Source organism: Rhizobium sp. CB3060, assembly GCF_025200735.1.
GTDB lineage: Bacteria > Pseudomonadota > Alphaproteobacteria > Rhizobiales > Rhizobiaceae > Rhizobium.
In genome coordinates this window covers 119,323-131,722 of sequence record NZ_CP104159.1, presented here as the reverse complement: position 1 = coordinate 131,722, position 12,400 = coordinate 119,323, and the positions used below count along the sequence as shown (strand labels likewise).

Annotated in this window: 10 protein-coding genes; 7 read left to right on the top strand and 3 right to left on the bottom strand. The window is 60.9% G+C overall.

Going from position 1 to position 12,400, the window contains the following annotated elements:
* Positions 1 to 137: 137 nt before the first annotated feature.
* Positions 138 to 1,616, bottom strand: a complete 1,479-nt coding sequence (locus N2601_RS20180; protein ID WP_260304622.1) for an aldehyde dehydrogenase — start codon at positions 1,614 to 1,616, stop codon at positions 138 to 140.
* A 56-nt stretch (positions 1,617 to 1,672) separates the two neighbouring features.
* On the bottom strand, positions 1,673 to 3,127 hold the full coding sequence (locus tag N2601_RS20175; protein WP_260304621.1) for an APC family permease: 1,455 nt from the start codon (positions 3,125 to 3,127) through the stop codon (positions 1,673 to 1,675).
* A 315-nt stretch (positions 3,128 to 3,442) separates the two neighbouring features.
* On the opposite strand from N2601_RS20175, the gene N2601_RS20170 reads away from it, so the two are divergent.
* The 6 genes from N2601_RS20170 to N2601_RS20145 are packed head-to-tail and all read left to right on the top strand — an operon-like array spanning position 3,443 to position 9,804.
* Positions 3,443 to 4,228, top strand: coding sequence for an IclR family transcriptional regulator (locus N2601_RS20170; protein ID WP_260304620.1), 786 nt, complete (start codon positions 3,443 to 3,445; stop codon positions 4,226 to 4,228).
* Positions 4,228 to 5,481 carry a Tm-1-like ATP-binding domain-containing protein gene (locus tag N2601_RS20165; protein ID WP_260304619.1) on the top strand — a complete coding sequence of 418 codons (1,254 nt, stop codon included), beginning with the start codon at positions 4,228 to 4,230 and terminating at the stop codon, positions 5,479 to 5,481. Before N2601_RS20170 ends, N2601_RS20165 begins: the two co-directional genes overlap by 1 nt.
* Positions 5,478 to 6,128, top strand: coding sequence for an HAD family hydrolase (locus N2601_RS20160; protein ID WP_260304618.1), 651 nt, complete (start codon positions 5,478 to 5,480; stop codon positions 6,126 to 6,128). Before N2601_RS20165 ends, N2601_RS20160 begins: the two co-directional genes overlap by 4 nt.
* A 16-nt stretch (positions 6,129 to 6,144) precedes the next feature.
* Positions 6,145 to 7,500, top strand: coding sequence for an aspartate aminotransferase family protein (locus tag N2601_RS20155; RefSeq protein WP_260304617.1), 1,356 nt, complete (start codon positions 6,145 to 6,147; stop codon positions 7,498 to 7,500).
* 2 nt (positions 7,501 to 7,502) lie between these two features.
* Positions 7,503 to 8,786: an aspartate aminotransferase family protein gene (locus N2601_RS20150; protein WP_260304616.1), complete on the top strand. Its 1,284-nt coding sequence runs from the start codon at positions 7,503 to 7,505 to the stop codon at positions 8,784 to 8,786.
* Positions 8,787 to 8,793: 7 nt separating this feature from the next.
* The gene (locus N2601_RS20145) at positions 8,794 to 9,804 is read left to right on the top strand and encodes a phosphotransferase enzyme family protein (protein ID WP_260304614.1); all 1,011 of its coding nucleotides are present in this window, start codon (positions 8,794 to 8,796) and stop codon (positions 9,802 to 9,804) included.
* Positions 9,805 to 9,816: 12 nt separating this feature from the next.
* Here the strand turns inward: N2601_RS20145 and N2601_RS20140 are convergent, their stop codons facing one another.
* A complete protein-coding gene (locus tag N2601_RS20140; protein ID WP_260304613.1) occupies positions 9,817 to 10,737 on the bottom strand; it encodes a helix-turn-helix domain-containing protein in 921 nt (306 codons plus the stop codon).
* A 95-nt stretch (positions 10,738 to 10,832) separates the two neighbouring features.
* Between N2601_RS20140 and N2601_RS20135 the strand changes: the two genes are divergently transcribed.
* The gene (locus N2601_RS20135; RefSeq protein WP_104826044.1) at positions 10,833 to 12,395 is read left to right on the top strand and encodes a 4-hydroxyphenylacetate 3-hydroxylase N-terminal domain-containing protein; all 1,563 of its coding nucleotides are present in this window, start codon (positions 10,833 to 10,835) and stop codon (positions 12,393 to 12,395) included.
* Positions 12,396 to 12,400: the final 5 nt, after the last annotated feature.

The following is a 12,400-nucleotide window of genomic DNA, read 5'->3' as shown; positions in this document are numbered from 1 at the left end:
GAAAACTTCCGGGCTGACTTTGGTCAAAGTCCTTTGTCATTCACTTCTCAGGAGTCGAGGAATGACGGTGGACTCCAATCTGTTGCGCGCTGTCGGGCACCAACCCAATGCCCGACAGCATCTTTCCTGCGTGAACCTTAGAGTTTGATCCAAGCAGTCTTGAGATCGACGTACTTATCGAGCGCATGCAAAGACTTATCGTGACCGTTGCCTGACTGCTTGACGCCACCGAGGGGTACGGTGTTGTCAGCCCCGCCGTAGGTATTCACATGCACCACGCCGGCGCGGATGTTGCGGATCATGCGGTGCGCTCGCGAAAGGTTCGAGGTCCATACCGCCGAGGCGAGACCATAATCGGTGGCGTTGGCAATCTCCAAAGCTTCGGCCTCGCTCTCAAAGGGTATGATCGACAGAATGGGGCCGAAGACCTCCTCCCTCGCCAGCGTCATGTCGGGCCTGATATCGAAGACAGTGGGCTGCATGTAGAAGCCCCCCATCGCCCCCAGAATGCGCTTGCCGCCCGTGCGCAAAAAAGCTCCTTCGAAGAGAGCTTGCTCGACATAGCCAAGATCTTTGCCGAGCTGCGCTTCGCTGGAAACCGCGCCGATCTCGGTAGAGAACTGCAGAGGATCGCCGACCTTCATCGTCTCCGCGACCCCTACGAGTTTCTCCGCAAACGCCTGATGGATCGATTTCTCCACAAGCAGCCGCGATCCTGCGACGCAAACCTGCCCCGCATTTCGGAATATCCCATAGGCCGAGACCTTGGCCGCTTCATCCATATCCGGCACATCCGCAAAGACGATGTTCGGAGATTTGCCGCCGAGTTCGAGATAGACCCTCTTCAGGTTTGAACGCGCGGAATACTCCAAGAGACGCCTCCCGATCGAGCCGGAACCGGTGAAGGCGAGCACGTCGATATCCATGTGCAGCCCCAGGGCCTCGCCGCAGACCGCGCCGCGCCCGGTGACGACATTGAACACGCCTTCTGGCAATCCAGCTTCGGCGCAAATTTCGGCAAGCTTGAGAAGCGTCAGCGATGCGCCTTCGGCGGGCTTCAGCACGACGGAATTGCCGGCAGCGAGTGCGGGGGCGATCTTCCAGGCGCCGATCATCATCGGGAAATTCCACGGCACGATGGCAGCGACGACGCCGATCGGCTCGCGATGAACGAGACCCAGAATATTCTCCGCCGTCGGAGCGATTTCGCCATAAACCTTGTCGATCGCCTCGGCATAATAACGGAAGGTGCCTGCGGCACTGCCGGGCTCGGCCTTCAGCGCCATCGAGATTTCCGTGCCGTTATCGCGTACGCCGAGCACGGCGAGGTCAAGCGCATTCTTTTCGATCAGCTCGGCAATCTTCAGCAGCACCTTCTTGCGTTCCGCCGGCGCCGCCTTCGACCAGCTACCCTTTTCAAAAGCATGCCGTGCAGCCTTGACCGCAAGATCGACATCCTCCTTACCGGCATCGGCGATGGTGGTCAGCCTCGTTCCATCGATCGGGGAAATGACATCCATCGTGGTGCTGCTGACCGGCTGGCGCCATGCGCCGCCGATGAACAATGCCTGCGGGGAAACGGATAGTGTCCGGAGCTGGTCGATCTTGTCTTGCATCTCATTGTCTCACAAAGAGGGTGGCGGGTTTCCCCGCCACCGCGATTGGAACTGCTTCAGGCTTCCTGACCGGCACCAAGGCGGGCATAGCCTGCCGCATCCGAAGACTTCAGACGCGCCGCGGCGATGAATCCGATGATCGCCGCGATCAGCACCAGACCTGGCAGCAACACGGCAAGTACGCCGTTGGCACCGGCGATCGCACCGAAATTCGCCGAGATGTAGTAGACGAGCGCCAGAAGGATCAGCCCCGTCACGATCGGCAGCACCTTGATGACAAGCACATTGCGCTCAAGCCCCGGATTACGGCTGAAGAACACCACGATCGAGAAGGCCGTGAACGCCATCAGCAGGATGATTGCAAGCGTGGCGACATTGGTGAGCCAGGAGAAGAGTGCCAGCACCGGATCCTGACCCGTCGCTGCAAAGAGTGCGACGACGAGCACGGCAATGACGGTCTGGATGATCGAGCCGACATGCGGGCTCTGGAAGACCGGATGCGTGACCCCGACCGACTTCGGCAGCAGACCCTCGCGACCGGCGACATACATGTAACGCGCCACGCCATTGTGGAAGGCGAGAATGCCGGCAAACAGGCTGGTGATGAAGAGAACGCTCATCACGACGGTGATCCAGTGACCGACATAGCGCTCGGCAAGGCCGAAGAGGAACGTGGTCGGATCGGCAAGACCCTGTAACGCCGGAACCAGCTTGTCGACGCCTGCGCCATCCACCATCAGCCATGAAGTCAGCATATAGAAGAGACCGATAATGAGAACGGAGATATAGGTTGCGCGCGGCACGGTCTTTTCCGGCTCACGGGCCTCTTCGCTGTAAATAGTCGTCGCTTCAAAGCCGATGAAGGCGGCAAAGCAGAACAAGAGGCCGATGGCCGGAGTTCCGCTCCAGAAGGCCGTCGGCGTAAACGACGCAGCGGAAAGGCCGGCGTCGCCGCCCTTGACGAAGATCGCGGCGTCGATGACGAGGACGACCAGATATTCGAGAATGACGAGCACCGTCAGCACCTTGGCCGATAGATCGACGCGGCGGTAGCCAAAAACGGCGACGAAGGCGATACCGACGAAGCTCCAGACCCACCAGGGAAGGTCAAGGCCGAGCTGCTCGGCAAAGAAACCCTTGGTCGCTGCGCCGAAAAGGCCGAGAACGCCGACCTGCATGGCATTATAAGCGAGAATGGCGATCAGCGCGGCCGCGCCGCCCATGAGGCCGCCAAGACCCTGGGCCGTATAGGCATAAAAGGCGCCGGCATTGCGGATATGGCGCGCCATGGCGACGTAACCAACAGCAAACAGCAGCAGAATGCCTGTCACCAGCAGGAAGGTGAGCGGTATCCCCGGCCCGTTGCCAAGCATCATCGAAAGCGGCACGCCGCCAGCAACGGCGGTCAGCGGCGCTGCGGCCGAAACCACCAGAAAGGTGACGGCACCTACGCCGAGACTGTTTTTGCGCAACTGGTTTTCAGCCGCGCCCTGCGAATTTTGCGTATTCATCTTCGTTCGTTCCCCTTGTTGAGAATATCCGATCATCGCTGCGATTGCGCGCAGGCGACCTCCACCAGAACCGGACTGACGAGCGGGGTTTGGGCTTTTGTTGATTTTGCCGCCGTCAGCGCTTATGGTTCATTATTTGAACCGCAGCTTCAAATATAGACTTGCAAACATTCCCGGCCTCTGTCAAGTTATTTCGCATGTTAAGTATCTTGGGTCGCTGCTATCGTGCCGCGGCGCAAGGTCGGCGACCTGATTTGAGGGGAAGCTTCGGCCGGACACAGGAAATCAGAACCCGACCACCCAAGAGGAGGAACGATGAGCACGATCGGAAAGGCGCTTTCATTGCTGGATACCCTGTCACGGCTGGACAAGGAGGCGGGCCTGACCGACATCGCCCGCCTGTGCGCGCTGGACAAGGCAACAGCGCGACGCTTTCTGGTGGAGCTGGAAAGGCACGGCTTCGTGGAGCAGGATCAGGATACGCGCCGCTATCGCATCGGCTCGGCGCCGGTTCGCCTCGCACGCATTCGCGAAGCACGCTTTCCTTTTCTGCGGGTCGCCATCCCGTTCATCAAGTCGCTCGCCGAAACATCGACGGAGACGGTACACCTTTCGGAATTTTCGGGAGGGCGGCTTTCGACCATCCATGTGGAGGATTCGCCCCGCGCCCACCGCATCATCATCGATGTCGGCAGCCTCCTGCCCTTTCATGCCACGGCGTCCGGTCTTGCCTTTCTGGCCTTCTCTCCACGCTCAGAGATCGACGCGGCTCTCCAAAAGCCGCTCGAGAAATTTACGGACCATACCATCGTCGATCCCCTGCTGGTGCGTGCGATGCTCGATGAGACGGCAGCACGCGGCTTTTCCATCAGTCATCAGGGTTTAGAGGCCGGCGTCATCAGCGCGGCCGCGCCGGTCCGCACGCCCAATGGCCATCCCATCGGCTGCGTGGCGGTCGCCGCCCCGCTCTCACGCACGACGAAGGTAGCCATCCACGAATTTGGCGCGCAGGCAGTCGCTGCGGCCAATGCGATCTCAGAAAAATATTACGGGTCGGAAAGACCCATGGGAACCATTGCAAAAATCAGGAGGACAGATTGATGAGCCCGGAGGCTCCCTCGCCAAAGATACTTGTCATCGGAACCGGTGACACCAAATGTGACGAACTGCAATTCATGGCATCCGTCATCGCGGAAGCCGGCGGCCAGCCAACCTTGATGGATGTCAGCATTCTCGGCGATCCACCCTATAGTCCTGATTATTCCAAGCATGACGTTGCCAAGGCCGCTGAAACTACAATCGCGGCAATCGCCGAAAGCGGCGATGAAAACAGCGCCATGGCCGCCATGGCAAGGGGCGCGGCAGCACTGACCCGGCGCCTCTATGAAGACGGACTTGTCGACGGCGTCATCGTGCTCGGCGGCTCCATGGGGACAGATCTGGCGCTGGATGTCGCCGCTTTCCTGCCGCTCGGCGTCCCGAAATTCGTGGTTTCGACCATCGCCTATTCTCACCTTATCCCGCCCGAACGCATTGCGCCCGACCTGATGATGATCCTGTGGGCCGGTGGTCTCTACGGCCTCAACAGCATCTGCCGCTCTGTCCTCTCGCAAGCCTGCGGCGCGGTCGTCGGTGCGGCAAAACACGGAAGCAGACCCGATCGCAAACGGCCGCTCGTCGGCATGACCTCGCTCGGCTCGTCCTGCCTGAAATATATGAAATATCTGCGGCCTGAGCTGGAAAAGCGCGGCTATGACGTCGCCGTATTCCATGCCACCGGCATGGGTGGACGCGCCTATGAAGCCATCGCTTCCCAGGGCGACTTTGCCGCCGTTTTCGATTTCTGCATTCAGGAAGTCAGCAACCATCACTACGGCACTGTCGTCACCTCCGGGCCGGACAGGCTGGAAAATGCCGGACGCGCCGGCATTCCGCAGATCGTCGCCCCCGGCGCTGTCGACATGGTCGATCTTCAGGCGTGGCAGGCCCTGCCGGAGATTTTTGCCGATCGTCCCTATCACGCCCACAACCGGCTGATCGGATCGGTGACCACGTCGCCAGAGGGTAGACGGGAAGTCGCCCGATTGATCGGGGAAAAACTGAAACGCGCCGAAGCAAAGGTCGCCTTCCTCCTGCCGACCGAAGGGCTGCAGGAATGGGACAAGCCGGATGAGCCGCTGCATGATCCGGAGGGCTTGGACGCCTTCCTCGATGAGATGCGCCGCGCCGTACCGTCTTCTGTCACCTTGCAGGAGGTCGATGCCCATATCAACGCGCCGGCCTTCTCGGCTGCGGCACTCGCCATCTTCGACCAATGGGTCGCCGAGGGCGTCATTCCCGAGGGACGGCCATGACACAAGACCGCGCGCTTATCCTCGACTTCGGCGGCGTCGTTACCCGCACCCTTTTCGAAACGCATGATATTACCGAACGCACGCTCGACCTTCCCAAGGGATCGCTGACCTGGCTCGGGCCATTCGATACGACCACGGACCCGCTCTGGGTTGCGATGCAGAACCGCGAGATCACCGAACGCGACTATTGGCTCAGGCGCGCCGGCGAAGTCGGCAAGCTTGTCGGCGAAAACTGGACCGACATGCAGACCTTCGTACGCCGGGCGCGCGGCGCCGAGCCGGAGCTTGTTCTGCGCCCGGAAGCGCGCGACGCCATCCTGCGTGCGAAGGAGGCAGGTCTCAAGCTGGCAATCCTGTCAAACGAGCTCGACCTCTTCTACGGCGTCGAATTCCGCCAGCGCTTTCCGCTGATTGAGCTCTTCGACGTCATTGTCGATGCCACTTACACCAAGATCCTCAAGCCCGATCCGCGCGCCTATGAGCTCGTTCTTGCCGAGCTCGATTTGCCGCGCGAGGCCTGCGTCTTCGTCGACGATCAGAGGAAAAACATCGAAGGCGCCGAAGCCGTGAACCTGCCTCACGTGCATTTCGACGTGACCCGGCCCGCTGAAAGCTATGCCCGCGCACTTGCCATGCTGGGGCTCTGAACCAAGAGGAATCGACATGCGTGAAACCAATTTCATCATCGAAAACAACGCCCGCCACCTCTGGCATCCGATGGCCCACCCTGCGGAAATGCAGGCCAACCCGCCGCGTATCATCAATGCCGGCGAAGGCGTCGAAATCGTCGATATTCAGGGCAGGAAGGTGCTGGACGCAGTCGGCGGCCTCTGGAACGTCAATCTCGGCTATTCCTGCGAGCCGGTGAAGAAGGCAATCCGCGACCAGCTTGACGAGCTGCCCTATTATTCGACCTTCCGCGGCACGACGAACTCGCCGCTGATCGAACTCTCCTATGAGCTTGCCGAATGGTTCAAGCAGGATGGCCTGAGCCGCTCCTTCTTCACCTCGGGCGGCTCGGATTCGGTCGAGACCTGCCTGCGGCTGGCGCGCCAGTACCACAAGATCAACGGCGAGCCGGAGCGCACCAAGTTCGTTGCGCTGAAGAAGGGTTATCACGGCACGCATTTCGGCGGTGCCTCCGTCAACGGCAACCAGAATTTCCGCCGCAATTACGAGCCGCTGCTTCCAGGCGTCATTCACCTGCCCGCTCCCTTTACCTATCGCAACCCGTTCAACACCACCGACGGTGCGGAGATTGCGGCTGCGATCGGCAGGCTCTTCGAGGATGAAATCGCCTTCCAGGGCGCCGATACCATCGCGGCGCTGGTCGTTGAACCGGTGCTTGGCGCCGGCGGCGTCATCGTTCCGCACGAGACTTTCCTGCCGCTGATGCGCGAGATCTGCGATCGACACGGCATCCTGCTGATCGCCGACGAAGTCATCACCGCTTTCGGCCGCACAGGCGCCTGGACCGGATCGCGTCTCTGGGGCGTGCAGCCGGATCTGATGTCGACGGCAAAGGCCATCACCAACGGCTATTTCCCCTTCGGCGCCGTGATGATCGCGGACAAGGTGGTACAGGTCTTCGAAAGCAATAAGAGCCCGGTCGGCAGCATCGGCCACGGCTACACCTATTCCGGCCACCCGGTCGGTGCCGCCGCAGCCCTTGCCACATTGAAGGAAACCAGGCGCCTCAACGTCGCCGCCAATGCCGCGGCACGTGGCGAAGAGCTGCTGGCCGGGCTAAAGAGGCTGCAGGACAAGCATGAGCTAGTGGGCGACGTGCGCGGCAAGGGCCTGATGTGCGCCCTCGAGCTCGTCAGCGACCGGAAGAAGAAGAGCAGTGCCGCCAAAGACGTCATCCAGAAGGTTCAGGACGCAACCTATGACGCTGGCGTCTTGATCCGCACATCGGGCGCCAACGTCATCATGTCGCCGCCGCTCATCGTGACGGCCGATAATGTTCAGACCATCCTGACCGCGCTCGACGCAGGTCTTGCCGCGGCGAGGGGCTGATCATGTCCGACAATGCAGCCCTGATCGCGCGTCGCGAACGGCTTTTAGGCCGGAACATGTCGCTCTTCTACGACGACCCTGTGCATCTGGTGCGCGGGGAAGGCGTCTGGCTTTGGGACGCCGATGGCCGCAAGTATCTCGATTGCTACAACAATGTGCCGCATGTCGGCCATTGCCATCCCCACGTAGTCGAGGCGATCACGCGGCAGGCCTCGATGCTGAACACGCATACGCGCTACCTGCATGAAGGCATTCTCGATTATGTCGAGCGGCTGACCGCCACCTTCGACAAGAGCCTGAATGCTGCGATCCTGACCTGCACGGGCAGCGAAGCGAACGATGTGGCGCTGCGCATGGCACAGGCCGTAACCGGCAAGACGGGCGTCATCGCCACGAACCATACTTATCACGGCAACACGACTGCCGTGTCGCAGCTATCGACCCGCATGCCGCCGGTCGGCGGCTTCGGAGGTCATGTCCGACATGTGCCGGCGCCGGACAGCTATCGCCCCCTCGGCGGCGAAGGCGGCGATGCCTTCGCGACGGCCTTCGCGGCCGAGGTCGAGAAGGCGATCGCCTCGCTTCAGGACAGCCCACACGGCTTTTCGGCCATCATCATCGATCCGTTCTTCGCCAATGAAGGTTTTCCGGATCTGCCGCCAGGCTTTCTGGACAAGACGGTCTCAGCCGTGCGCAAGGCCGGCGGTCTCGTCATGACCGACGAGGTGCAGCCCGGTTTCGGCCGCACCGGCTCGCATATGTGGGGCCATCAGCACGCCGGCATCGTTCCCGACATCGTGACGCTCGGCAAGCCGATGGCCAACGGCCATCCGGTCGGCGGCGTCATTGCCAATGTCGATACGATAAATGCCTTCCGCAAAGCGTTCCGCTACTTCAACACCTTCGGCGGCAATCCAGTCTCCTGTGCGGCGGCAATGGCCGTGCTTGATGTCATCGAGGACGAGAACCTCATCGAGAATGCCCGCAATGTCGGCGAATATACGCGCGATGCCTTCAAGCAGCTCGCGCAGAAGTATTCGATCATCGGCGACGTGCGCGGCAGCGGTCTCTTCATGGGCACGGAATTCGTGCTGGACAGGCAGACGAAGGAGCCGGCCGCCGCTGAGGCGACCCGGATCGTCAACGCCATGCGTGAACGCGGTGTGCTGATGGGCAAAATCGGCATTCACCAATGCGCCACGAAGATCCGCCCGCCCATGCCGTTTTCGAAGGACAATGCCGACTTCATGTTGTCGATCTTCGATGACGTGCTGGCAGGCCTGTGAGCTGCCCATGGCCGAACCCAACATTGCCGCGCCTGCGGATGATCTCTGTGCAAGAGCCAAGGAAGCGCTCGTCCATTGGGGACTGGCGGACCAAACGCCGGAACTGCTGAAATTCCGCGAGAATGCGGTATTCAGGATCCGGATGGCCGATGGCACACCCGCGGTCTTGCGGCTACATCGTCCCGGTTATCATGACGACCGCGCTCTCGCCTCCGAACTGCAATGGATGGCGGCTTTGAAGGCTGGCGGACTACGCGTGCCAGCCCCGATCCCGACCATTGACGGGCGCAATCTGGTGACCCTGGCCGCTACGCCGTACTTTTTCACCCAGCAGGCCGATATCGTAAGCTGGATGGATGGCGAAGAGCTGGGCCGTTCCGGCACGCCGCTTCACCACGCGCGTCTGCGCCTTGAAGCGATCTTCGGCCATCTCGGCGAGGCAATGGCTGAGCTTCACAATATCTCCGACCGCTGGACACCACCGCCGTCGTTTGTGCGGCCTGCATGGGATTTCGACGGTTTACTCGGGGAAAGCCCCCTCTGGGGGCGTTTCTGGGATTGTCCCGGGCTGGCGCCAGAGGCGGCAAATCGGCTTGCCACACTCCGGCCGCTGCTCATCGACAGCCTGAGATCGGCGGCAAGATCCGGGCTCGATTATGGGCTTATCCATGCGGATCTCGTCCGCGAAAATGTTCTTGTGGGTCCCGATCATGTCGAGCTGATCGATTTCGATGATGCCGGCTACGGCTGGCGCATGTTCGATATCGCCACGGCACTCCTCAGAAATCGGCGGGAGCCGGATTTCGAGCTGATCAGCGCATCGCTTATCGAGGGATATTGCAGACGACGGCCGCTATCGGATACGGCGCTCGAAACCCTTCCCCTCTTTCTACTGCTGCGCAGCCTTACCTATATTGGCTGGGCCAGCAGCCGCGTGACCGCATCGGAAGCGAAGGAGCGTTTGGCGCGCTATGTTGCGGAGTCCCTGGAGCTTGCGGAGGGGCTCTCCCAGCGGTGACAGGCTCGATCATCAGGTAACGGGCTGAAGGGCTGCGACCCTGAGGTCCCCCGACGGGCCGGCCTCCGGCTGCAGATGTCGCCGGCGCCAGGCGGCCGGCGCTTCACCGGTGCGTTTGCGGAAGAAACGGGAGAAATAGGCGGGATCCTCGAATCCGACCTCGCGGCCGATGTCCTCGACCGGACGGATGGTAAATTTCAACAACCGCTTGGCCTCAAGCAGTCTTCGATCAAGCAGCGTTTCCTTGACGGTATGCCCAAAGACTTCACGCGCCGCCTTGTCGAGCAAATGTGGCGTCGTCGCCAGCAGATCGACATAGCGCCCGACCGGCCAATCCTTCTTGTAGTGCTGGTCAATAGCCCGGCGCAGTGCTATTCCCAAGGCCACGGTCGGTGACGCCGTATCGAGGCCGCCCGCTCCGCCGAGGCGTGCCATCAGCGACAGCACGACCGACACTAAACTGACAAGCACCTTCTCGCTGGCACTTGCATCGGCGCGGTATTCATCAGCAATCATCGTGAGAAGCAAACCCAGCCTTGTCCACGTGGGATCGGCGCTCTCCCCCTTGAGCAGCATCGGCACGTCGAGGCTGAGATCCACCTGGGGAGCCATAGCTCGCAGAAGATCGTCGGAGACCGAGACGACAATAGCGTCCGACTGTTCGCCGACATCGAAGCCGTGCACCACACGGCTCGGCACAAAACTGATGGCCGGAGCCGAAAAATTCCAAGTCTCCTCCTCGATCCGGTAGGTGCCTCCACCCTCGAACCAATAGGTTATTTGTCCCATCAGTGGGTGCTGATGTGGAGCGACATGGCCGAAATGCTCGCTTTTTCGGTCCATGACCGTCTCGACGTGGAGGAAACCGACGTCGAGTTCACGGGCGGGCTCGCCGTAGACGAAGAAGGATGGAATATCATTTCTCGCAACCATGCCGCAAAAAGTACAAGCGAATTGCCCTCTTTGTCCATGGTCCCGACGGCTCTCCCGATCTAGCTTTTATCAACATTTCAGGGGAGGAACGCGACATGCGAGCTGAAGACCACCGCGGGGACAGCACCCGTCCATTTACCGGCGCCGAATATCTCGCCAGCCTGCGCGACGGGCGTGAGGTCTATATCAACGGCGAGCGAATTGCCGATGTCACCGCTCATCCGTCGATGCGCAATTCCGCTCGCTCCATCGCGCGGATGTACGACGCCCTGCATGACGAAAAGACGAAGGAGCGTCTGACCTCACCGACCGATACCGGCTCGGGCGGCTACACCCACAAATATTTCCGGGTCGCGAAATCCTCTGCGGAACTCGTCGCCCAGCAGGGCGCCATCGCCGACTGGGCGCGCATGTCCTATGGCTGGATGGGCCGCACCGCCGATTACAAGGCGGCCCTCATGAACACGCTCGGTGCCAATGCCGACTGGTACGGGCCATTCAAGGACAATGCGCGTTCCTGGCATAAGCGGGCGCAGGAATCCGTTCTTTTCATGAACCACGCGATCGTCAATCCGCCGATCGATCGCCACAAGCCCGCCGATGCCGTCAAGGACGTCTTCGTCCATATCACCAAGGAAACCGATGCCGGCATATATGTTTCCGGTGCCAAGGTGGTGGCAACCTCCTCGGCGCTCACCCACTATAATTTTCTCGCCCAAAGCTCGGCGACGGTGACGGAAGACCCTTCATTGTCGGTGATGTTCATCGTGCCGATGAATGCGCCTGGCATAAAGATGTTCTGCCGCGTCTCCTACGAGCAGACTGCCAACACCGTCGGTCAGCCCTTCGACTATCCCCTGTCCTCGCGCTTCGACGAGAACGATGCAATCCTGGTGCTCGACAATGTGTTCGTGCCCTGGGAGGACGTGCTCGTCCTTCGCGATGCCGCCAAGATCCTGTCGTTCCATCCGGCCTCCGGCTTCATGCACGGCTACTGCTTCCAGGGTTGCACGCGCTTTGCCGTCAAGCTCGACTTCCTGGCCGGCCTGCTCGCCAAGGCATTGCGCGCCACCGGCGGCGATGCCTTCCGCGGCAACCAGGCGGCGCTTGGCGAAGTCATCGCGCTTCGCCACATGTTCTGGTCCTTCTCCAATGCTATGGCCTACAATCCGCAGTCCTGGGCGAACGGCGCGGTGCTGCCGAACATGGAAGCCGCCCTTTCCTACCGCACCTTCATGTCGGAGGCCTATCCACGCGTCATCGAAACAGTGCGCAAGGTTGTCGCCTCTGGTCTGATCTATCTTCCCTCCTCGGCCAAGGACTTCGGCAATCCGGAGATCGACCGCTATCTCGCGCAATATGTCCGCGGCTCGAACGATATGGGCCATATCGAACGCATCAAGATCATGAAACTGCTTTGGGACGCGACCGGCACCGAATTCGGTGGACGCCACGCTCTTTACGAACTCAACTACGCCGGCGCGCCGGAGGAGGTCCGGCTGCAGGTGCTGAAGGGCGCGGAGCGCGGCGGGCGTCTCAAGGAGATGGAAGCGCTCGTCGATCGCTGCATGAGCGACTACGACGAAAACGGCTGGACCGGCGATACGTGGTTGCCGCCGATCGACAGAACAATCCTCACCCGCAACGCGGCTGAATGAGGCAC